Here is a 21560-nt window from a genome sequence, read left to right as displayed (position 1 = left end):
CCACGGCGATGTTTGACGATCATTTATGTAAGATCAAATGAGATCGATTATCATGTACGAATAAACTGTCGGATACCAGACCCGCACACCTTCACGCCTTTGTACCGGTTCGCCAACCCACTAGTTGCAAATTTTTGCGGGAAGCTTCAGGAGCATGGTCGTTCCCTCGTCATCGGAGCGGGCGATTTCAAGGTTCCCGCCGTGCAGTTGTGCGATGGTGCGTGCAATTGCTAGTTTAACCCCCTTGTTTCCTTGCTTGGCCGTATAGGATGGGTCAAATATCGCGTCACGACCTTCCGATGGTATCGAAGGCCCCGTGTCCGATATCGAAAGGACAAGATATCGGTCCTGCAGTGTGCTGGATATGGAGATCTTCCGATGGTGGGAAATCTCCCGCATCGAATCCGCGGCAATGCTGACGAGGTTCACAATGGCCTGTTCTATCTGTCGGGCGGTTGCCAACGCCTCCGAACCGGCAGAAAGGTCGCAATCGATACGCACCTTTGCCTCCAGTAAATCCGGCGCAAGCTGCTCAAGGACGCTCGCGATGACATCCTGAAGATCGACCGTCTCAAACGCATGACCGCTCGATTGGGATGCTGACCGAAAGCCAGATATCATCGCTCCTATCGCGAAGGAAGAGGAGGCGATTTTTCTCAAGGACTGTCGCGCTTGTTCCAGCTTTGGCGTCTCCTGGTTGAGCCATTGAAGGCCTGCGCCCGCATGCGCAACGACAGAAGACAGGGAGTCGTTGATTTTGATTGCCATGGATTCTGCCACGCCCGCCAACACGACTGGGTCAATTCCGCTCAACGAGGGAGATTCGATCATCGGCTTTTGCAGGTAGGTAGTGGCTGCTGTGTCAGCCGACGATATCGTGTCAAGATTGGCATGCCTGTCGAGTAAGCGCTCGAGCATCTTGGCGAAAAGTCTGATTGCGGAAACAACCTGATCGGAAAAGCCCTCGGCATGCGACCGGGTCTGAAGATGAAGTGCCCAAGGTATGCCATTGCATGGTGCCATCGGGACGCAAAGCGTTGATATCCCAGAAGTAACCATGCATCCGCTGGACAGTGCCTGTCTGACAACCTGTTGCTGGTTGGCGTCCAGCCGCTCGGAACGGTTCACTGTTGTCTGGACCTCTCCATCTTGCACTTGTGCAGTCGCGAACACGATCGCACACTGACCGCTACAACGGATGAGTTTGCCTTGGTCCGCACCGGCAAACTTCACCAGCTCTGCAAGAAGTGCCGCGGCATCGGTGGCTCCTTCATCAACCTCACCACTCAGCTCTGGGCGTCGTTCGAAAAGCGTGTCGATCATACTCGTCACCGTCCATTATCGTTCGATGGCAGAGATAAAATCCACGCGGGAACCGTGCGTCAACGTACAGATGCTTAGGTATCACATTTCGTGGCGCAACCGTTCAAAACGCTGCGTGTAGACCGCCAGCTTATTCAAAGCCGCTGTAAAACAGGCAGGCGGCGACCCGAAGTCCCTGGCAGTCTGATGGGTCCACCGCCGAGCTCAATCGTTGTGAGTCGCGTAGATCCTTTCAGCGGCCTTGCACAGACAAAATCGCTCCGTCCGACCCGCAATACAAGGCATAGCTGATCTATACCTACGTTCAGTTGCGATGAGAGTTGTCCGCGGCGACCTTTGTCGCAGGTGCTTTCGAGCGCCACCCGTTCGAGCGCTAAAGCTCGCTTTTATTCCGTCAACGCGAAGGAGTGCTGCATGCTGGGTCTCAGCGCCTTGGAACTTGCGCGATTGCAATTTGCCTTCACCGTCTCGTTCCACATCATCTTTCCCGCCATCACGATCGGGCTGGCCAGCTATCTGGCCGTGCTTGAATCGCTCTGGCTGATCCGGCGAAATCCGGTTTACGTGGAGCTCTACCATTTCTGGTCGAAGATCTTTGCGATTAACTTCGCCATGGGCGTCGTGTCCGGCCTCGTCATGGCCTATCAGTTCGGCACCAACTGGAGCGGCTTTTCCCAATTTGCCGGAGGCGTCACCGGACCTCTGCTCACCTATGAGGTGCTGACCGCATTTTTCCTCGAAGCCGGGTTTCTCGGCGTGATGTTGTTTGGCTGGAACAAGGTGGGGCCGGGTCTGCATATGTTTGCTACCGCCATGGTGGCCCTTGGAACGCTGATATCGACGACCTGGATCCTGGCGTCGAACAGTTGGATGCAGACGCCTCAAGGCTTTGAGATCGTCAATGGCAAAGTTGTGCCGACTGACTGGCTCGCGGTGATCTTCAATCCCTCCTTTCCTTTCCGCCTGATGCACATGACGCTCGCAGCATACCTGTCGACGGCTCTCTTTGTCGCCGCTGCTGCTGCATGGCACCTGTTGCGCGGTCGCTCAACGCCCGCAATTCGCAAGATGTTCTCCATGGCGCTCTGGATGCTGCTGTTCGTGGCACCCGTCCAAATGGTTGTGGGCGATGCTCACGGCCTCAATACGCTGGAGCATCAGCCCGCCAAGATCGCTGCCATCGAAGGTCATTGGGAGAACGACCCGAACGCGACGAGCTTGCCCCTGATCGCCTTCGGGATTCCGGATATGACGGCCGAGCAAACGAAATACGCCATCCAGATACCCTATCTTGGCAGTCTCATTCTAACCCACACATTGCACGGCAAGATTACTGGCCTGAAGGAGTTCGCGCCGCAGGACCGTCCGAACTCGACCATCATCTTCTTCACCTTCCGCATTATGGTCGGGCTGGGCATTGCCATGCTGCTGCTGGGCATTGGAGGAGCTTATCAGCGCTGGCGCGGCACGCTCTACCAGAGCCGACTCTTTTTGCGGTTTGCGCTGCTCATGGGCCCGACAGGTCTTTTGGCCGTCCTCGCGGGATGGATCACCACCGAAGTGGGGCGCCAACCCTGGGTGGTTTATGGGGTCCTGCGCACCCAGGATGCGGTTTCAAACCATTCGGCACTGACACTGGGCGTCACGCTCGTCCTGTTCTTTGTCATGTATTTTCTGATCTTTGGAACGGGCATCGGCATCATGCTGAAGCTGGTTGCACAGGTACCTGAGCAGCATCCAGACAGAGTACCTTCATCCGCCACCTTACAGGTTCATAGAGCCGCAAGGCCGCTCTCCGCAGTTCCCGACAACATCACCCGTGCACCGCAGCGCGAAACCAAGGAGGTTTGACATGGGTATCGATCTTTCGCTTATTTGGACTGTCATCATTGCCTTCGGGCTTATGATGTACGTGATCATGGATGGTTTCGATCTCGGCATCGGAATCCTCTTTCCCTTCGTGCCGGACCGACAGCAGCGTGACATCATGATCAATACCGTGGCACCGGTGTGGGACGGTAACGAAACGTGGCTCGTGTTGGGCGGTGCGGCAATGTTCGCCGCCTTTCCGCTGGCTTACGGCTTCCTGCTGAGTGCGCTCTATCTGCCTCTTATGTTTATGCTGGCCGGTCTCATTTGGCGTGGTGTTTCCTTCGAGTTCCGCTTCAAGGCCTCCGAACGTCGCAGGCCGTTTTGGGACAAGGCATTTGCTTTTGGCTCCTATGTTGCAACCTTTTCACAAGGTGTTGCGCTCGGTGCCTTCATCAATGGGTTCAAAATCGACGGAACAACTTTTGCCGGCGCGGCGCTCGATTGCTTTACCCCTTTCAGCATCTTCACGGGGTTTGCCTTGATGGTTGCCTATGCGCTTCTGGGGTCCACATGGCTCATCATGAAAACCAGCGACCACTTGCAGCGACGGATGCGCGATCTCGCTCAGGTGATCTCCATCGGTCTCCTAATGGTCATTGTCGTAGTGAGTGTTTGGACGCCGCTCGCGCATCCTCATATCGCCGCACGATGGTTGAGCCTGCCGAACTTTTTTTACCTGCTGCCTGTTCCGTTTTTGGTGCTCGGCGTCACTTGGCTTCACCTGCGCATCCTGCGGCGTCGCGAACTGCACGCAGCACCGTTTATGCTGGCGCTGCTGATGATCTTCCTGGGCTATACCGGACTTGCCATCAGTATGTGGCCCTATATCATCCCACCATCCATCACCATCTGGGCTGCGGCATCGCCGCCAGAAAGCTCCGGCTTTGCGCTTGTTGGCACACTTTTGATCGTTCCGATCGTACTCGGCTACACCACCTGGTCCTATTATGTATTCCGAGACAAACCGGTCGCGGGTGAGGGGTATCACTGATGGCGATCAGGGTCTCGCTTGCAGGTCCTGCCCGGAAGGTCGTCTGGCTTGTTGTAATTTGGACGATGTCGGTGCTCAGTCTCGGCGTTTTTGCCATGGCCTTCAGGTTCGTCATGTGGCTGGCGGGATTGACGCCGTAACGCTGCCGGGTTGGGTTGTGCAAAGTTTGCCTGCCGTCGGTCTCGGCGTGGTGGGTTTGCACACCTTCGGGTGGAAAGCATAATGTCCGGCCAGGTCGATGAGGGCACTATTATAGACAACACCCTTTGTGTGACCTTCGCCGATGACCGTCTTCATCCTCTCGTGAAGAACGTCGCGTGGCGCCAATGGCTTTGAAAGCCGCGATATGTCAAAGCAGGTCGGTCGGCAGGTTTTGATGCATAACCAGCGCCCGACGGTTCATACGGCCGTGGCCCGCCACCCTAGGGAACAGCCAGCCAGACGATCCTCGACGTCATCTGTTCCTCAATAAAGAGTATGAATTGGGCAAAATCGACTTGAGCCTGTTTGCCAGCTGACGTAACGAAACGCACTTCAAAACCCTGGCTTGCAGGCGGACGGATGTCACCACGGAAATTCGGTAGAATTGTGTAGCCACCGGCATAATCTCGCTCCGGCAGTTCCCTAAAGCCTGCGGCGGCCCCGTCAGATCGGGCTAGGACTTCATTGGCTCACCTAGAGCGGCAGCAAACGGATCGATGACCTTTGCCCGCCGCTATCTTGGGCCATAGGCCGCAGCCTCAAGACCCTAGTCGGCATTTGCGCATTGTCTTGCGGTCGATGCTCGTTTGTATGGAAATAGCCGACACCGTCAGGCCCAACTGATCCAGATCCAGATCATGACCGTCTGCCTCACCTTGATCACCAATATCCCCTTCCGACCATCAGAAAGAGTACCAGCGATGACCGGCGGCGAAAGCGCCTGGGGAAGTTTCGAACCGCACTGCCCATCATTGGGCAGTTGAGCCGGTACGGACAAAGGAAACCTGCGCCGTCAGGATGTGGCCGATGGCACGATAGCCAAAGCTGGGGCACACGACGATGACACCTTCGGCCTCTCGTACAATGGCGGCAACGTCTTCACTGATGATGATCAAGTCGCAGACGGCATCGTCTCGCGTATGACACGCTCGTCGGACATTGCCCGCTGCGTAGTGAGTCGCGATTGCTCCCCGCAAAGGCTCCCAGGCATTATGCTGGTTGTCCGATACGGTGATGAGGCCCCGTTCGACGCGGCAGGAGCTACGGGCGTGACGTGGAGGATGAATAAAAAAGGCAGCTCGCCTGTATGCGATGCGATCGATCTAGTCGCAGACGCGCGTGCGGTACATGTCACCCCATGCATCCTGGCGCCATACGATGTGGCAGCGTGCATCGTAGGAAACGGCCGGACCTCGGCCGTAAGCATAGGCCGGCGAGCCGTATGGCAGGGGAGCATAAGGGGGAGCGATAGAGGCAGGGGCATGGCCTGCTCCGGCAAGCAATGCGCCCCCGATGACCGCTCCGGCCAATCCCGCAGCTAGGCCGGGGCCAAAATTGTTATGAGCTTCAGCCTGGGAGGCGGTGGCGAAAGCCGTGCTGGCAACCGTCAGGGCGAGCAGACCGGTGGCGACAAATCGACGTGATACGCTCAACATGTTCTTGATCCTTCATAAACAGTCACGGCTTCTGCATGACCTTGGAGAAGACTCTCGTCCAACCATGATTACGGCAGGCTGTCCGGTTCGTTAAGCCTTTGTAACTTTCGGATAACAAAGGGCGGCTATTGCAGATGGAGCGAATTTTCTGCGCTCGTAAGTGCTTTTTGTGCGAAACCCGATCGGTAGATGGCGGGCCGGCGACCCGCCTCTTCTAGTCGAGCATCCCGTCAAGGATGCGGGATGGGACGACGGTTTGCGTCAGCCCCTGATGAAGGCCAGGAGATCCGGATTGAGAACGTCCGCATGGGTCGTCAGCATGCCGTGGGGAAAGCCCTTGTAGATCTTCAAGGTGCCATTCTTCAGCAGCTTGACCTGCTTTTCGGCGGCGTCGGTGTAGGGAACGATCTGGTCATCGTCACCTTGCGTGACAAGGGTCGGAACCGTGATCCGCTTCAGATCTTCCGTCTGATCGGTCTCCGAAAAAGCTTTAATGCCATCGTAGTGCGGCTTGGCTCCGCCCATCATGCCCTGACGCCACCAGTTATCAATAACGCCTGGATAGACTTTTGCGTCGGGACGATTGAAGCCGTAGAACGGGCCAGAGGCGACATCGCGGAAAAACTGCGCCCGGTTGGCGGCAAGTGCGGCCCGGTAGCCGTTGAAGACCTCGATCGGGGTGCCCTCAGGGTTGGCCGCCGTCTGCAGCATCAGCGGCGGAACGGAGGATACGAGGATCGCTTTGGCCACGCGCCCTTGTGGCTCACCGTATTTGGCCACATAGCGGGCGACCTCGCCGCCCCCAGTCGAATGGCCAATATGGATGGCATTGCGGAGATTGAGATGTTCCACCACCGCATTTGCGTCGGCGGCATAATGATCCATATCATGGCCTTCGCTGACCTGCTGCGAACGGCCATGTCCGCGACGATCGTGGGCGATAACGCGATAACCGTTACCAAGAAAGAACAGCATCTGGGTATCCCAGTCGTCAGACGACAGCGGCCATCCGTGATGGAAATGGATGGGCTGGGCGTCCTTCGGGCCCCAGTCCTTGTAGAAAATCTCGACGCCGTCCTTGGTTGTAACGTAGCTCATGCGTTTGTTTCCTTCTTGCTCATGATGTTTGGGTGCGGCAGCGGCGGCCGAAAGCGGCAGCGCGCTGGCTGCAGCAGTAACGGCAGCTGAAATCAGGATACCGCGCCGCTTGATGGGAAGAGCCTGGCTGATCATCGCGAAACCGCCGGTTCAGAGGTTGCGGGAGATTTCGAACAGGAACCACACACGACGCTCGGCCTCATCGATCCATGTCTCGATCAGGCTGGTTGTTGCGACGTCATTGTTCTCTGCGGTTGTGCCATGCAGCTGGCGCAAGATGGAGACGAGCTGCTTGTTGTCTTCGCGAAGCTCGGCGAGCATATCGTCAGGGGTGACAAAATCGGCATCATTGTCGGGGATGCGCTGCAGCCGCGTCGCATGACCGAGCGAGCGAAGGGTCGTGCCGCCCACCTTGCGCGCCCGTTCGGCAATTACATCGGTCAGGGCGAGCAGTTCGTCAGCCTGCTCGTCGAGAAGCAGGTGATAATCGCGGAAATTGCGACCCGACATATGCCAATGAAAGTTTTTCGTCTTTAGATAGAGTGCTAAGACATCGGCCAGCAAGGCCGTCAGAGACGCGCAAATCTCATGCCGCGCGATGGCGCCAAGATCGGTTGGGGTGGTGAGCGGGGCAAGACGCCGGTTCATAAGGGACGGGCTGCTCATGACTATCTCCAGTTGAAAGATGGTTGCCGCAGATGCGGAAAACCTCACTGAAGATATAAAAGCCTTCGATCGCTGAGTATCCGATTGAGGTATCGGATAGCCTGCACTTTTGTATAGTCGTGTTCGGCGACGTCGGCAGATTGATGGCCGCTTATTCAATCCTTAACGGTTGGCCAGATCGCGACCGCCGCTTCTGCGCGCGATCGAAAACAATATATGCCCTGCTTTCGGCGATCGGCCGGGTCGTTTTTCTGGTTCAATTCAGGCCACAGCTTTCGCCTATACTATACTCAGGTATCGGTTCAACCAGACCAACCTATAATTCCCTCGCTCTTCGAAGGTTCTAGTATCAGCAGACAGATCCCATGTCGGACCTTTCTGATCGTACGGAAGCTTAATGATGAGACCGATTCAATCGAGAGGGTTGCTTGCAGCCTTTGGCCTTGCTGCCGTCGCCGGTGGTATCGTTGCCGCTGCCGTCATGTATGCGCCAGAAATCAAACCGGTGGAGCGTCCGTTACCGACCAGCTTCGACCCGGGAGAGGTTGCGAAGGGTGCACAACTGGCGAGCATTGGCGACTGCATCGTGTGCCATACAGCGGATGGCGGCAGGCCCTTTGCCGGGGCAAGGGCTCTGCCGACGCCCTTCGGCACGCTCTACTCCGACAATATCAGCCCGGATGAAAAGACAGGCATCGGCAACTGGTCATTTGCTGCTTTCAAGCGTGCTATGGTCAACGGCGTGGCGAGAGACGGAAGCCATCTTTATCCGGCGCTGCCGTATGAACATTTCACGCATGTCGATGACGCCGACCTTCGGGCCATCTATGCCTTCCTGATGACTCGCCAGCCGGTCGAACAGGTCCAGCCGAAGAATGACCTTCTACCCGGCCTCGGCTTTCGCCCGCTGCTTGCCGGCTGGAAGCTTCTGTTTCTGCACGAAGGTCCTTCGACGCAGGATCCCGCCCAAAGTGCCGAATGGAATCGCGGAAAGTATCTCGTTGAGGGTCTCGGCCATTGTGGGGGCTGTCACACCCCCCGCAATCTCCTGGGTGGCGAAGAGCGGTCGTTGGATCTGTCGGGCGGTATCGCCGAAGGCTGGATCGCGCCTGCTCTCGACCAATCCAATCCTTCTGCCGATCGGTGGGACGAGGCCTCGTTGAAGACCTATCTTACGACCGGCATTGCAGGCGGTCATAGCGCAGCTGGCGGCCCGATGGGGCCGGTTGCGGAGGGTCTGTCGATGGTTGACGACGCCGATGTCCAGGCAATCGCTGTCTACATCGCCTCGCGCATGAAACCCCAGAGTGCGCCTCTAAAGGCTGCGTCCACGGCGGCAACTCTGCCACGGGATGCTGCGTTCCAGGATCCTGCGCCGTCAAAGTCAACCATTGCGTTTCCCGCAACGGAGGCGCTGTTTGCGGGCACCTGTGGCGGTTGCCACATGCCGGGCGCGCCGATGCAGGTTGCCGGACGTCCGCCTCTGTCGACCGTGTCCGATCTGCGCATGACGAACCCGCGCAATGCCATTCAGGCGGTCCTGCAGGGTATTGCGCCGTCCTCCGGTCGCGGCCCGGCGATGCCCGGTTTTGCCGACAACCTGACCGACCAACAGATTGCCGACCTCCTCGGCTATGCACGGGCGCACTTCACGGATGCAAGCCCATGGCCGGATCTCACCGCCGAGGTTTCCGCCATTCGAAAGGAAGATGCAAGATGACTGTCTCCTTCATTGTCAACGGCCAGCGGCGGACCGTTTCGGCCACTCCGGATACACCACTTCTGTACGTGCTGCGCGATGACCTTGAACTGAATGCCGCGAAATATGGCTGCGGCCTTGGCCAGTGCGGCGCCTGCACCGTCCATCTTGATGGCAAGGCGGTCTTCTCGTGCCTTACTCCGATCGGGGCAATGCAGGAACGGCAGGTGACGACGTTGGAGGGACTGGGTACACAGGAGCAACCCGGCATCCTGCAGCAGGCCTTCATCGATGAACAGGCTGCACAATGCGGTTATTGCATTGCCGGCATGATCATGCGGGCGCAGAGCCTGCTGGACCGTAATCCAGCTCCCTCGGATGCCGAAATCCGTCGGCACATGCAACCAAACCTGTGCCGCTGCGGCACGCATCACCGGATCATCCGCGCCATCAAGCGGGCCAGCGCTGTCTTGAGCAGCCAAAACGGCAAGGGAGATGCATCGTGATGTCATCCAGTGCTCTGACGACCACGCGCCGCAACTTTCTGGGTGGTGCGGGCCTCCTCGTTGCCTTTTCCTTTGCTGGAGTTCCAGCCGCCAGGGCTGCTGCGACCGGTCAGCCGGAACCGGCGGGTGCAAGCACTGCTCTGCCGGATGATCTTCAGCCATTTCCCTACCTCGATGCCTGGATCAGGATCGACCCCGACGGTCGGGCACAGGTCTTTACGGGCAAGGTCGAACTGGGGCAGGGCATCATGACGGCGCTGCTGCAGGTGGCCGCCGAAGAACTCGACATGCCGCCACATCTCCTATCGATTGTGACAGGCGATACCGCCCGTACGCCGGATGAAGGACTGACGGCTGCAAGCCATTCGATGCAATATGGTGGCCCCGCTCTTCGCCTTGCTGCGGCCAATGTGCGCATGTTGCTGCTGCGGGCTGCAGCACCGATGCTGGGGACAGATGGAGCGGACCTCGAGACAACGGGAGAGGGCACGATCCGCGCCCCCGATGGTCGCAGCATCGGTTATGGTGCGGTGGCCGCGACGCTTTCGTTGCATGTTCAAGCGCAGGCTGACGTCCCTTTGCGCCAGCCAGCTAACTTTCGGACCATGGGCAAGAGCCTTCCGCGTCTCGATATCCCGGGCAAGGTGACGGGCGGTTTGTCCTTTATCCAGGATATGCGCCTTCCCGGAATGCTGCATGCGCGGGTCATCCGGGCACCGGCGGAAGGCATGACGCTGACCTTGCCCTCGCGTACCGAGATCGAGGCGATGCCGGGTCTCCATGCCTTTGTTCAGGATGGCAATTTTGCCGCCGTCGTCTGCGAACGGGAATGGGATGCAGTGCGCATCATGCGGCAATTGCTGGCCGGGCAATCCAAGCGGACCGATGCTGCCATTCCGACGGGCAACATGGCTGAAGTCCTGAAGGCGCTGCCGGCTCAGGATTACTCCATAGAGAAGGTCACGCATCCAACCGCGGCGGCAACCAAGCGTCTTTCCGCTCGTTACGCCCGTCCCTGGTACAGCCACGGTTCCATCGGGCCATCCTGCGCGATCGCCGAGATGAAGGGTGGTGAGCTGACGATCTGGAGCCATAGCCAAGGTATTTTCGATGTTCGACGGGTGGCGGCAAGCCTCCTTGACCTCTCGGAAGACAAAGTCTACGCGATCCATGTGCAGGGCGCCGGATGTTATGGTCAGAACGGAGCTGATGATGTGGCAGCGGACGTTGCGCTCATTGCTCACGCTTTGCCGGGCCGTCCGGTTCGCCTGCAATGGATGCGCGAGCAGGAGTTCGGCTGGGAGCCGCTGGGTGCGGGCATGGTGACCGAAGTCGTCGCTGAACTTGATGCAGACAACCATATCGTCACCTGGAACTACGACGTCTGGAGCCCTCCCCACAACACGCGACCGACCTCCGCCAACGGAGTGCTTGCCGGTTGGGAGGTAACGCATGCATTTCCACCGCCGGAAAACGTGCCGATCCCAATGCCCGCTGGCGATGGAAGTCGTAATTCAAATCCGCTGTATGCCCTGCCGAACATGAATGTGAACTTTCACTTCATTCCGAACGGGCCGTTCCGATCGTCCGCCATGCGCTCGCTCGGCGCGCATCTGAATGTCTTTTCGATCGAAAGCATGTTCGACGAACTGGCAAATGCAGCGGGCATCGATCCGCTGACGCTTCGGCTCAACCACATGAATGAACCACGGGCGCGGGCTGTGATGATGGCCGGCGCCGAGGCCTTCGGTTGGCCAACACGCCGTAGCGAGGGCAAGTTCCATGGTTACGGCATGGGCTTTGCCCGTTACAAAAACCTCGGCGCCTATTGCGCGGTGTTCCTGGAAATTTCCGTCGAACCGAACACCGGCTTGGTCACGGTGCAGCGCGCCCGTGCCGCGGTCGATTGCGGGGAGGTGGTCAATCCGGATGGCGTGCGCAATCAGGTGGAAGGCGGCCTCATACAGTCGCTCAGCTGGTGCACCCGCGAGGCCATATCCCATGATGCGGAACGCCGGACCAGTTTTGATTGGAGCAGCTATCCGATCCTTCGCTTCGGGGATGTGCCGTTGGAGATCGAGGTCGATGTCTTGCCGAGGCCGGGAGAACCGTTTCTCGGCGTAGCCGAGGCCTCGCAGGGGCCCACTTCGGCGGCGCTTGCCAATGCGCTCGCCGATGCAACGGGCGTGCGCTTCCGAGAAATGCCGCTGACGCCAGAAAAGCTGCGCCGCGCCCTTCTCACTCTTTGACAGCCGTGCGGCGGAGCTGAAGTCGCATGAGCTCCTGTCGCCACGGTTGGAGCTTCGCACGCGCGCGCCTTCGACGCGGCCGAGGCAACATCCTGCACGCACGTATAGCAACGGTTACACCACCATGGAGTGGTCGCCATTGTCCGATGGGATCACATGGAATGCAATTTCTCCCACACACGGAGCATCAGAATGAATATGGGAACAGACGGGACGCGACAGGCGGCGTTGGTAAAGGCAAGCAGCTCTGCTGACACGATTGGGCATGTCGCTCTTTTGGCGATGGCAGCTGCCGGTGGTATCGCCGTCGCCAACATCTATTACAACCAGCCGATGCTCGGCCTCATCGAGGCGGACTTCCCGCATCAGCCGATCGCGGCTCTGGTGCCGACCGCGACACAAATTGGTTACGCGCTTGGCTTGTTCTTCCTGTTGCCTCTCGGTGACCTCGTAGATCGGCGGCTTATGATCATTGGCCAGTTTCTCCTGCTGGGATTGGCGCTCGCCCTGGCAGCCTTGTCGCCTTCTGCCTGGGGCCTGGTCGCGGCATCCGCCCTTGTCGGTGCCTGTTCGTCCGTTGCGCAGCAGATCGTGCCGTTTGCGGCATCCTTAGCCTCACCAGAAAAGCGGGGTTCGACGATCGGAACGGTGATGGCAGGTGTCCTTTCGGGTATCCTGTTCAGCAGAACGCTATCGGGTTTTGTTGGCGAACATGCCGGCTGGCGGGAGATGTTCTGGATCGGTGTGCCGCTTGCGCTCTTTGCGGCAGGTCTGATGTTTGCCGTGCTCCCTCATCACCGTATCAACTCCGGCCTTGACTATCCGCAAGCCCTTCGTTCCCTCGTCTATCTCTGGAAGCGCCACCCATCGCTGCGCGCCGCGACCTTCATCCAGGCCTGCCTCTTCGCGTCGTTTACGGCCTTCTGGACCATTCTGGCCTTCTATCTGCAGGGGCCAGCGTTCGGCCTCGGTGCGGATGTTGCTGGCCTGTTCGGCATCGTTGGTGCTGTCGGCATCTTCGCAGCACCGTTGGCTGGACGGGTCGCTGATAGACGCGGGCCGCATTTCGTCGTCTGGCTGGGTGCCGGCTTGACGATCATCGCCTGGTTCATTTTCGGCGCCGGGGCCTCGATGGCCTCCCTCATCATCGGGGTCATTCTTCTGGATTTCGGCATCCAGAGCGCGCTGATCTCAAACCAGCACATCATCTATGCGCTTGACACCTCGGCGCGAAGCCGGATCAACACGGTGTTCATGACCGGAATGTTCCTGGGCGGTGCGGCCGGATCGGCAATCGCGACATTGGCCTGGCGGGAGGGCGGCTGGCTGCTGGTGAGCCTCTTGGGTGTCGTGCTCGCGGTCAGCGCCTTCCTGGTGAAGCTCGGCCATCATCGTCGCCATGGGGCGGCCTCCACGGTCAGACATTAAGGAGGCGGCAATGCGAAAGCTCCGGATCAGGATCGTTGGCGGCTCGCTCGCCGGTCTTTTTGCTGGCATCATGCTTCAACAGGCCGGCCACGATGTGCGCATATTCGAACGTTCGAAGAGTGGCCTTGCAGGGCGCGGCGCAGGGCTGGTGGGACAGAGGGATCTGCTGCGTGTTCTGAGGCTTATCGGCTGTGAACATGTGGCGCGTGTCGGTGTCGTTGCCGGAGAACGGATCTATCTCAACCGCGACGGCAGCATCGCCCGCAGGCTTGACATGCCACAGACCCAGATTTCCTGGGATGTCCTGTTTGAAACGGTCGCCTCACATATTGCGGATGATACCTACGAACTGGGACGCCAGGTGCTGGCGGTGCACGATGGTGATGATCACGCAGAGATCGCCTTCCAAGACGGGGGGCGTGAAATCGCCGATCTTGTCATCGGTGCGGATGGCCTTGGCTCCGCGGTGCGCGCTGCGATCAATCCCGAGCATTCGGGCAACCTGTATGCCGGATACGTCGCCTGGCGCGGACTAATTCCGGAAGGAAGCTTGCCAGACACCGCGGCCCTGCTTCTCAATCGCTTTGCCTTCTACATCCAGCCCGGAGTCCATGTGCTCGGCTATCTCGTTCCGGGAGCAAAGGGTGAGACGGATGTCGGCCACAGGCGCTACAACTGGGTCTGGTATCGTCCCGTGCCGGAAAGCGAACTGCCCTTGACCTTGACGGATGCAACTCAGCAACCGCACGCCTATTCTCTGCCACGGGGCGCGCTATCGGAGGTGCGCCTCGCCGGGCTGCGGGCCGATGCGGCGCGAATGCTTCCGCCCCAGTTCGTAGCGGCGGTTGAAAAAGAGCCGATGCCCTCGATTCAGGCCATTTTTGATTACGAGGCACCGCGCATGGTAGGCCGGTCGATCGCGCTCATCGGCGATGCCGCTTTCATCGCGCGCCCGCATACGGCCATGGGTGTCTCGAAGGCCGCCGGCGATGTGATGGCACTGTGTGAGGTGCTGTCTCAGGAGGACGAGCTCGCCATGGCCCTGCGCCGCTACGAAGCGGAACGCATCGAAGTCGGGCGAGATATCGTCGCCTATGGAAGGCAGCTTGGCGCTTCTGCCCTGTAGAGGCAAAATGCAATGACCTGATCCCGGCCGGTCGATTTACTCTTCGCCGGTTCTGCCGATCACACGTGGCCGATGAAGGGTCAGACGACCGAAGCGTTGTATTTGTGGAAACCTGCCTGAGATCGGCTCGCTGCCCGAAGCGGCATGTGCGTCAACCTTGATGTCTTGTGCCCTCATCCCGAAGCGCCGTATGGATCTGCGAAACGACCGCGGCGCCTTCGCCCACTGCGGCAGCCACGCGCTTGGTAGAACTGGACCGGACATCGCCGATTGCAAATACGTTCGGCAGGCTGGTTTCCAGCGGGAGCGCTGCACGGGCCGGTTTCGCACCTTCTCCGAAAGGCTGACCTGTAACGATGAAGCCTCTTGAATCGGTGATCACGTCTTTGGGCAGCCAACCCGAATTGGGGTCGGCTCCCACGAAGAGAAACAGGTGATGCAGCGGCAAACGCGTCTCGCTGCTTGCGTCTTGGGAGCGTATCACCGCAGAAGCAAGGCGGTGTGGCGCATCACCTTCGAGAGCGACGACCTCGCAGTGCACGTGAAGGACAACATTGGGCAGTGCGTGGATACGGTCGATCAGATATTGCGACATGGTTTCCTCCAGGGGCCGCCGTACGACGAGATGCAGCCTGCGCACCTGAGGTGCAAGGAAGGCAACGGCTTGGCCTGCTGAATTGCCGCCACCGACCAGAACCACGTCCTGTCCAGAACAGAGTTTTGCCTCGATCGGCGAGGCCCAATAGGAGACGCTGCCATCTTCGAAGGATTTAAGGCCAGCAATTCCGGGGCGCCGATACCTTGCACCAGAGGCAATCACGACGGTCCGGGCGTACACCGACGTGCCGCCCGCAAGCATCAGCGACAGGGGCGCAATCGCCCCATACGATGCGGAAAGGCTCTCGATTGCCACGGGCAGTAACAGTTCTGCGCCAAATTTCAACGCTTGACGAGACGCCCGTTCGGCAAGCTCTTGGCCGGATATTCCAGCGGGGAAGCCGAGATAGTTTTCGATGCGTGAGGACGCGCCGGCCTGGCCACCCACGAAGCGTTCTTCGAAGACGATCACACCAAGCCCCTCGGACGCGGCGTAAACGGCTGTTGCGAGGCCTGCCGGACCGGCTCCCACCACTGCAACATCATAGATCTTGCCCGCCGTAGGGTCTGGCGTCATTCCGAGATGCCGTGCCGCTTCGGCATCGCTCGGGTTCCTGAGGATCGTGCCGTTTGGGCAAACCATCACCGGCATTTCAGCGTCTTGGATTCCCAGACGGTCGATCAGTGCCTTGCCATCCCCTCCATTGGCTGCATCGAGAACAGTGTAGGGATAAGCGTTTCGTGCCAGAAATCCCTGAAGCCGGGAAAGCGCGGCAGTTCCTGCAGAACCGACGAGAACCGAGCCGGCTCCAGCATCGATCAGAGCGGTCCGCCGCAGGATCAGGGCTCGCATGATGATCTCACCCACGTCCGCCGAACCGATCATTAGGGCTCTGAGATGCGCGGCATCGAAAGGAAGGGCGGTGCAGCCCAGCGGCCCGGCAAGTGCCTTGGCCAGGGTTGGCCTTCCCGAGAGCTGATCAATCTCTCCGGATAACTGGCCGGTGCCATGGGTGGTGATCGGTGTCTGTCCCGATAGGCCGTTCTGGCGATACACAGTCATCGAGCCGTCAATCACCAGCCATAACGGCACCAGGCGATCGCCTGTTTGATAGATTACCGCGCCGGGTGAGAAGCGCCTCGCATCGCCACTTGCAAATCGCTGTGCCGTGGCGATCTGACTTGGCGTGAGGACCGGAAACATCTGGTACTCTCTTGTGTGAAGAAGAGCCATGGGTTGCTCCCGCATTCGCTCTGGTTGGGTCAGGAAAAGCAGACGGTTTGCGTCTAAAATGCTGAAGCGCTAGCGACTGTGGTTGAAGGCGAATTCAGATGTCACCTCTGAGGAAGGCTTGACACTTGCCAGTTCCCGTAGACTTTTGCGGCCGATCAGTTCGGCGTTTACAAGCCTCGTCTGTAGGCGACAAAAGGATTGCGGATCGATCGCCACATGACGACTTGTCTTGGTTGCCGCGCGTTCTGCGATACAGGATGCCTCATCCAAACCCGGGCGAGTGGAAGCCAGGGAAATTATCGCAGTTGCGGATCGATCAGAGAGTTTTTCGATGAGGTGTGGCGCGAGGATGCGGAATGAGTTAGCGGGAGCAACCAGCTTGCTCGCAAAGGCTGGTTCTGATGTCTTTGTCACCGGCGTGCTGCCGGAAACGAGCGCAATGGTCGCCAATGCCAAGGTCAAAATCACAAAGACGCTGTGCGTTCTGCTCTCGTCCGAAATCGTCCGTATGGAGGTCATGCGATGCTCCATGAAAAGCGGTTCTTTTTGATATGTTTTCTGCGCGCCATGAAAAGTTGACGTGAAGAAGAGACTACGGCGGCCGGACAGTATTGGCATCTATACAGATGTGTAGTTTGGCTCCGCCTAGGGTTTAAACGACCGCTGTAGCCGCCGCGTCTTTCCTACGCGCCCCGCTTTGGTGTCCTGTTTTCAAGGTTGAAAATGAGCCGCGCGGAAACGAAGTGCAGCGCTGCACCCGTCAGTCCGCCCAGTACAACCTCGCTGCCGCGCCAATAGCCGATCGTCAGCAGCGAGACGTTGGGGTCACGTGCGAAGAACAGGACCGGCGCAGTCCACATCGCAACCTTCAGGTCAGGCCAGCGCCGGACGATGGCGGCACAAAGGGCAATGCTGAGTCCCATCTGCATGGCAACACTCAATCCCGTGGATGCGGTCAGGCTGCCGGCGCTCACCGACACAAGGATGCCGACAATGGTGCCGGCCAAACGCCAGAATGTGGCGTTCTTTGTCTGATCGAGTTCCTCCTGTGAGACGATCACGCCGGAGATCGATGCCCAGACCGGATGTTCGAGACCGAGTATCGAGGCGAGCGCATAGGCGAGCGTGCCGGCGCCGGAACAGCGCAGAACGAAAGCGATGTCGCGGGCGGTCACGGAAAGCGCCATGGTCAGCGCCTCAGATTTGTGCTTGCAAGTTCGACGATCTCGTCTCCCCGGCCATTCATTATCGCCTTCAGCATGTAGAGGCTAAAGCCTTTGGCCTGCTCGATCTTGATTTTCGGCGGCATGACCAGTTCCTGCCGTGCCGTAACAACATCGACAAGCGCCGGTCCTGGATGGGCAAAGGCATCGCGCAATGCGTCTTCCAGATCGGTCGAACCATCGACACGGATCCCCTTCACGCCGATTGCTTCGGCCATCGCTGCGAAGTTCGGGTTCTGCAGGTCGGTCCCTGTATCGAGATAGCCGCCGGCCTTCATTTCCATGGCGACAAAACCGAGCGAGCCATTGTTGAAAACAATGATCTTGACCGGGAGATCGAGTTGGGAAAGCGTTAGAAAGTCACCCATCATCATGGTAAAGCCACCATCCCCGGAAAGGGAAATCACTTGTCGGGTGGGTGCTGCCGCTTGTGCACCAATGGCCTGAAGCATAGCATTTGCCATGGAGCCATGGTTGAACGAACCCAGCAAACGTCGCTTGCCGTTCATCTTCAGATACCGCGCTGCCCAGACGGTTGGCGTACCGACATCGGCGGTGAAGATGGCATCGTCCGCGGCAAGTTCGCTCACCAGTCGGGCAAGGTATTGGGGATGGATCGGCTGGCCAGTCTTCGAAGGTTGCGCCAGATCATCCAGACCTTGCCGCGCCTTCGTATAATGTGCTTTCGCGGCATCCAGAAAGTCAGAATTCCGATCCGGGTTGATGCGTGGCAGCAGTTGCTCGATCGTCTCGGCCACATCTCCGACGAGACCCATGGAGAGGTGCGCCCGTTTGCCGAGCGCCGATGGGTCGCAATCCACCTGAACGATCTTGGCCGTTTTCGGATAGAAGTTGCGATATGGAAAATCGGTGCCCAGCATGATGAGGGTGTCGCAGTTGAGCATGGCATGATAGCCGGAGGAAAAGCCGATCAGCCCGGTCATTCCGACATCGAAAGGATTGTCCCACTCGAGATATTCCTTGCCACGCAGTGCGTGGACGATCGGTGCCTGTAGCCGGTCTGCAAGGCTTACCACGGCATCATGGGCGCCGGCGCAGCCGCTTCCGGCGAGAATGGTCACCGAATTGGAGGCGTTCAGCAAGTCTGCGAGTCGCAAAAGCTCCGCCTCATCGGGCAGCTGGCGCGGGCGTGCGAGTGGCGCCCATTCGGCGCTTGCGCCATCTGGAGCCGCTTGCAGTGCGACATCCCCCGGCAGCACGATGACGGACACCCCCCGTTCGCCAATCGCAGCCCGCATTGCCCGATGCAGGACTTCCGGCATCTGCGCGGGGTTGGTCACGAGTTCCGCGAAGTGGCTGCATTCGCGGAACAGGTCCTGCGGATGGGTTTCCTGAAAATAACCAAGCCCGATTTCCGACGAGGGAATATGAGCGGCGATCGCCAGGACTGGCACGCGGTTGCGATGGCAGTCGAACAGCCCGTTGATCAGGTGCAGGTTGCCGGGACCGCAGCTTCCGGCGCAGACGGCAAGTTCGCCGGTCACGGCGGCCTCTGCACCAGCGGCGAAGGCCGCCGTTTCTTCATGCCGCACATGCATCCAGTCGATGCGGTCGAGCCGCCGCAGGCTATCATTTAACCCGTTCAGGCTGTCGCCGGTAACGCCCCAGATTCGCTTGACACCGGCATTGGCCAATGTCTGTGCAAGCAGATCGGCGATAGTGATATTCATGAGCTTTCTCCTTTATTCAGGGGCATGGGGTGACAGCAAGCTGTCGCGCGAGGGATCGTGTTCAATCGGTGGCCAGCGAGAACCAGCCATGCAAATTTGGCTGTCGCTGCGGCATCCGGAGCGGTTCATGATCAACGGCTCACGCGGTGGGCCCGATCAAGCTGGTCGGGTGAGGGCAGATCTTAGGGATCGGATCAGATTATCGACAGCCACGGCCTTGCGGAGCAAAGCGAAAGCGCCATCGGCCGAAGCGGCATTGCATATGCGCTCGTCCAGGGAAGATTTGATGGAAATCATCGGCGGATGTGGCCAAGGCCGGTTCGGTTCGCTTGTCAGCTTCATGCCCAAAAGACCGGGCATGTGCACATCCATGACGATGCAATCGACGTTTGCCCGCTGCTTCGATGTCAGGAACGCCTTTGCCAGAGAGAAAAGAGGGCCTTGGTACAGGAAGGACAGACTGAGACCCTCCATGGCTTCGCGAATGGTCTGATCATCATCAACAACGGCAATGGTTATGGCGGCGGGCAAGGAAGCGGCCTTTCCTGTTGTTGTCTTTCCTTAATCTATGCGCCCGTGCACCCATGAAAGATATCATACCAAGGTGCAGGTGACCTTAAACATTCAGCCGGCCGTTCGACCTTGCCGAAGACGACCGCGCCGCAATCACAGCCCGGCCTTCAAGGCAAAAGTTGCGCTCGCCGCCATCTGGGGCGAGCAGATGCTGGTGCAATTAACCCGGCAGTTCGACGTGCAAGCCAACTGAGTGCTGTTTCATGAAACTCGCTTGGTCCGTCGCCATGCCGCAGGTGTCTGGCCAGTGACACGGCGAAAAACTCTGGAGAGATGGGACTGATCCGCAAAGCCGCAATTGAGGGCAATTTCGCAAAGCGGTCTGCCGGTTGTCGCCATCTGAAGCTGTGCGTGGTGGATCCGACGACGACACACGTAGTCGTGCGGCGATGTGCCAAAACTTGCTCTGAAAGCAACGGCGAAATAGCTGGTACTAAGGCGCACCAACTTGGCAAGTTCATCTATGAGAATGCGTCTGCCATATTGACTTTCAATATGCTGCTTAACGCGTTGTGATTGCCATGGCGCCAAACCCCGCGAAGCTGGCTCTGCATTTCCATCGAGTAGCTCGAGACATACTGCAATGGCGGATGCCTGCTTCACGAACGCCAAAGCGCTTTTCTCATCGCTCTCTACCAGCGAAATGGCGTTGGCGATCAGCAGATTGAGTTGATGGTGTTGATGACTGATGGACAGGACATCGGTTTGTGGTCGGTAATTCCTGCTATCGATTTGAGACTGATGTGAGAACATAAGGTTTCCCCTTCAACCCTGTTGGACGGGGGAATATTGGGACGAACTGCGGTCGTCTGATATTGTACGAAAATTGATCCGCGTCAGACTGCAGTCTAATCCCGACATACAGACGTATAGTTGCTCCTTGGCTGGCGTGCGGTCTAGGAACAGTGGACCATGGTAACTGGGAAGCCGAAGGATGTCCGCAAGCCCTCTCGTTCTTGTTGTCGACGACGAGCTAATCGTCCGCAATTCCGTGGATAGCCTGCTGCGCTCGGTCGGCTACCGGGTAAAATGTTATGAAATGCCGCTGGACTTGGCTCAAGATCAGGAGTCGCTAGCGGAAGCGGACTGCCTAATCCTAGACGTTCGACTTCCCTTCACAAGCGGTCTCGATTTTCAGCAGAAACTGTCAGAAATGGGCAGCGATGTTCCTATCATTTTCATGACTGGCCATGGTGATATTCCGATGTCGGTGCGGGCTATGAAGGCCGGCGCTGTGGACTTCCTGCCAAAGCCGTTTCGTGACCAGGACATGCTGGATGCTGTTGGCGCCGCCTGCTCGACCCGTGCAGTTGCCAAAGGAGCAACGCAGCTGGAAGCAGAGCTGAAGCAGCGTTTTTCGTCTCTGACGCCGCGCGAACGGCAGATCATGGATATGGCCACCAGAGGCCTTATGAACAAGCAGATTGCCGGAGAACTCGATCTCAGTGAAATCACGGTGAAGATCCATCGCGGCAAGGTCATGCGCAAGATGATGGCGCGAACCTTTGCGGATCTGGTCAAGATGGCAGAGACGCTTGCGCGGACTCAGATCTCGTCAACATCTCAATAAACGTGAGTATAATCGCCAAAAGGTCGGACTGTGCATACAATGTTGTCCAGGTAACCCGGTCCCGACCGGAGATTGGC

19 protein-coding genes are annotated in these 21560 nt (G+C 58.5%); 9 read left to right on the top strand and 10 right to left on the bottom strand.

Annotation, left to right across the window (positions count from 1 at the left end; translation table 11 throughout):
- Positions 1-120: 120 nt before the first annotated feature.
- Positions 121-1323 (bottom strand): sensor histidine kinase, encoded by a 1203-nt coding sequence (locus G6N78_RS20785; protein WP_165223356.1) that lies wholly within the window; start codon positions 1321-1323, stop codon positions 121-123.
- A 414-nt stretch (positions 1324-1737) separates the two neighbouring features.
- On the opposite strand from G6N78_RS20785, the gene G6N78_RS20780 reads away from it, so the two are divergent.
- From G6N78_RS20780 to G6N78_RS20770, 3 genes are read left to right on the top strand one after another with little or no spacing between them, the layout of a single operon-like run.
- Positions 1738-3174, top strand: coding sequence for a cytochrome ubiquinol oxidase subunit I (locus G6N78_RS20780; RefSeq protein WP_165223354.1), 1437 nt, complete (start codon positions 1738-1740; stop codon positions 3172-3174).
- Between the two features lies 1 nt (position 3175).
- Complete coding sequence (cydB, locus tag G6N78_RS20775; RefSeq protein ID WP_165223352.1) at positions 3176-4186, top strand: cytochrome d ubiquinol oxidase subunit II; 1011 nt, start codon at positions 3176-3178, stop codon at positions 4184-4186.
- On the top strand, positions 4186-4326 hold the full coding sequence (locus G6N78_RS20770; RefSeq protein ID WP_165223350.1) for a DUF2474 domain-containing protein: 141 nt from the start codon (positions 4186-4188) through the stop codon (positions 4324-4326). Before cydB ends, G6N78_RS20770 begins: the two co-directional genes overlap by 1 nt.
- A gap of 810 nt (positions 4327-5136) precedes the next feature.
- Here the strand turns inward: G6N78_RS20770 and G6N78_RS20765 are convergent.
- The 3 genes from G6N78_RS20765 to G6N78_RS20750 form a co-directional block, all read right to left on the bottom strand.
- Positions 5137-5283: a hypothetical protein gene (locus G6N78_RS20765; protein ID WP_165223347.1), complete on the bottom strand. Its 147-nt coding sequence runs from the start codon at positions 5281-5283 to the stop codon at positions 5137-5139.
- An 801-nt stretch (positions 5284-6084) separates the two neighbouring features.
- Complete coding sequence (locus tag G6N78_RS20755) at positions 6085-6921, bottom strand: alpha/beta fold hydrolase (protein ID WP_370691547.1); 837 nt, start codon at positions 6919-6921, stop codon at positions 6085-6087.
- A gap of 150 nt (positions 6922-7071) precedes the next feature.
- Positions 7072-7587, bottom strand: coding sequence for a Dps family protein (locus tag G6N78_RS20750; protein ID WP_165223338.1), 516 nt, complete (start codon positions 7585-7587; stop codon positions 7072-7074).
- A gap of 397 nt (positions 7588-7984) precedes the next feature.
- Between G6N78_RS20750 and G6N78_RS20745 the strand changes: the two genes are divergently transcribed.
- The 5 genes from G6N78_RS20745 (at position 7985) to G6N78_RS20725 (ending at position 14595) form a co-directional block, all read left to right on the top strand.
- The gene (locus G6N78_RS20745; protein WP_165223335.1) at positions 7985-9307 is read left to right on the top strand and encodes a c-type cytochrome; all 1323 of its coding nucleotides are present in this window, start codon (positions 7985-7987) and stop codon (positions 9305-9307) included.
- Positions 9304-9792, top strand: a complete 489-nt coding sequence (locus G6N78_RS20740) for a (2Fe-2S)-binding protein (RefSeq protein ID WP_165223332.1) — start codon at positions 9304-9306, stop codon at positions 9790-9792. Before G6N78_RS20745 ends, G6N78_RS20740 begins: the two co-directional genes overlap by 4 nt.
- Positions 9792-12041 carry a xanthine dehydrogenase family protein molybdopterin-binding subunit gene (locus G6N78_RS20735; RefSeq protein ID WP_165223328.1) on the top strand — a complete coding sequence of 750 codons (2250 nt, stop codon included), beginning with the start codon at positions 9792-9794 and terminating at the stop codon, positions 12039-12041. Before G6N78_RS20740 ends, G6N78_RS20735 begins: the two co-directional genes overlap by 1 nt.
- A gap of 198 nt (positions 12042-12239) precedes the next feature.
- On the top strand, positions 12240-13469 hold the full coding sequence (locus G6N78_RS20730; protein ID WP_165225308.1) for an MFS transporter: 1230 nt from the start codon (positions 12240-12242) through the stop codon (positions 13467-13469).
- A 10-nt stretch (positions 13470-13479) separates the two neighbouring features.
- Entirely contained in the window at positions 13480-14595 is a 1116-nt protein-coding gene (locus G6N78_RS20725) for an FAD binding domain-containing protein (protein ID WP_165223325.1), read from the top strand.
- Positions 14596-14746: 151 nt separating this feature from the next.
- On the opposite strand, the gene G6N78_RS20720 is transcribed toward G6N78_RS20725, so the two are convergent.
- The 6 genes from G6N78_RS20720 to G6N78_RS20695 form a co-directional block, all read right to left on the bottom strand.
- A complete protein-coding gene (locus tag G6N78_RS20720; RefSeq protein WP_165223322.1) occupies positions 14747-16426 on the bottom strand; it encodes an FAD-dependent oxidoreductase in 1680 nt (559 codons plus the stop codon).
- A 69-nt stretch (positions 16427-16495) separates the two neighbouring features.
- Positions 16496-16945 (bottom strand): hypothetical protein, encoded by a 450-nt coding sequence (locus G6N78_RS20715; protein ID WP_165223319.1) that lies wholly within the window; start codon positions 16943-16945, stop codon positions 16496-16498.
- Positions 16946-17109: 164 nt separating this feature from the next.
- Positions 17110-17613, bottom strand: a complete 504-nt coding sequence (locus G6N78_RS20710) for an FUSC family protein (protein WP_165223316.1) — start codon at positions 17611-17613, stop codon at positions 17110-17112.
- Positions 17614-17615: 2 nt separating this feature from the next.
- Entirely contained in the window at positions 17616-19340 is a 1725-nt protein-coding gene (gene poxB / locus G6N78_RS20705; RefSeq protein WP_165223313.1) for a ubiquinone-dependent pyruvate dehydrogenase, read from the bottom strand.
- Between the two features lie 156 nt (positions 19341-19496).
- Positions 19497-19871: a response regulator gene (locus G6N78_RS20700; protein WP_165223310.1), complete on the bottom strand. Its 375-nt coding sequence runs from the start codon at positions 19869-19871 to the stop codon at positions 19497-19499.
- A gap of 243 nt (positions 19872-20114) precedes the next feature.
- On the bottom strand, positions 20115-20666 hold the full coding sequence (locus tag G6N78_RS20695; RefSeq protein WP_165223307.1) for a helix-turn-helix transcriptional regulator: 552 nt from the start codon (positions 20664-20666) through the stop codon (positions 20115-20117).
- A gap of 181 nt (positions 20667-20847) precedes the next feature.
- Here G6N78_RS20695 and G6N78_RS20690 point away from each other — a divergent pair, with 181 nt between their 5' ends.
- On the top strand, positions 20848-21483 hold the full coding sequence (locus G6N78_RS20690) for a response regulator transcription factor (protein WP_165223304.1): 636 nt from the start codon (positions 20848-20850) through the stop codon (positions 21481-21483).
- The last annotated feature ends 77 nt before the right edge of the window (positions 21484-21560 follow it).

The sequence above is a fragment of the Allorhizobium pseudoryzae genome, from assembly GCF_011046245.1.
In the GTDB taxonomy this organism is placed as follows: domain Bacteria; phylum Pseudomonadota; class Alphaproteobacteria; order Rhizobiales; family Rhizobiaceae; genus Neorhizobium; species Neorhizobium pseudoryzae.
The sequence above is the reverse complement of the archived record's forward strand: the minus strand, read 5'-3'. Positions and strand labels throughout refer to the sequence as shown.

Bases quoted from the DNA above. Each gene is read 5' to 3' on its own strand.
- G6N78_RS20695 (WP_165223307.1), bottom strand. From the start codon at position 20,666: ATGTTCTCACATCAGTCTCAAATCGATAGCAGGAATTACCGACCACAA.
- G6N78_RS20750 (WP_165223338.1), bottom strand. From the start codon at position 7,587: ATGAGCAGCCCGTCCCTTATGAACCGGCGTCTTGCCCCGCTCACCACC.
- G6N78_RS20720 (WP_165223322.1), bottom strand. From the start codon at position 16,426: ATGGCTCTTCTTCACACAAGAGAGTACCAGATGTTTCCGGTCCTCACG.
- G6N78_RS20735 (WP_165223328.1), top strand. From the start codon at position 9,792: ATGTCATCCAGTGCTCTGACGACCACGCGCCGCAACTTTCTGGGTGGT.
- G6N78_RS20730 (WP_165225308.1), top strand. From the start codon at position 12,240: ATGGGAACAGACGGGACGCGACAGGCGGCGTTGGTAAAGGCAAGCAGC.
- G6N78_RS20770 (WP_165223350.1), top strand. From the start codon at position 4,186: ATGGCGATCAGGGTCTCGCTTGCAGGTCCTGCCCGGAAGGTCGTCTGG.
- G6N78_RS20715 (WP_165223319.1), bottom strand. From the start codon at position 16,945: ATGACCTCCATACGGACGATTTCGGACGAGAGCAGAACGCACAGCGTC.
- poxB (WP_165223313.1), bottom strand. From the start codon at position 19,340: ATGAATATCACTATCGCCGATCTGCTTGCACAGACATTGGCCAATGCC.
- G6N78_RS20755 (WP_370691547.1), bottom strand. From the start codon at position 6,921: ATGAGCTACGTTACAACCAAGGACGGCGTCGAGATTTTCTACAAGGAC.
- G6N78_RS20725 (WP_165223325.1), top strand. From the start codon at position 13,480: ATGCGAAAGCTCCGGATCAGGATCGTTGGCGGCTCGCTCGCCGGTCTT.
- G6N78_RS20785 (WP_165223356.1), bottom strand. From the start codon at position 1,323: ATGATCGACACGCTTTTCGAACGACGCCCAGAGCTGAGTGGTGAGGTT.
- G6N78_RS20780 (WP_165223354.1), top strand. From the start codon at position 1,738: ATGCTGGGTCTCAGCGCCTTGGAACTTGCGCGATTGCAATTTGCCTTC.
- G6N78_RS20690 (WP_165223304.1), top strand. From the start codon at position 20,848: ATGTCCGCAAGCCCTCTCGTTCTTGTTGTCGACGACGAGCTAATCGTC.
- G6N78_RS20710 (WP_165223316.1), bottom strand. From the start codon at position 17,613: ATGGCGCTTTCCGTGACCGCCCGCGACATCGCTTTCGTTCTGCGCTGT.
- G6N78_RS20745 (WP_165223335.1), top strand. From the start codon at position 7,985: ATGATGAGACCGATTCAATCGAGAGGGTTGCTTGCAGCCTTTGGCCTT.
- cydB (WP_165223352.1), top strand. From the start codon at position 3,176: ATGGGTATCGATCTTTCGCTTATTTGGACTGTCATCATTGCCTTCGGG.
- G6N78_RS20740 (WP_165223332.1), top strand. From the start codon at position 9,304: ATGACTGTCTCCTTCATTGTCAACGGCCAGCGGCGGACCGTTTCGGCC.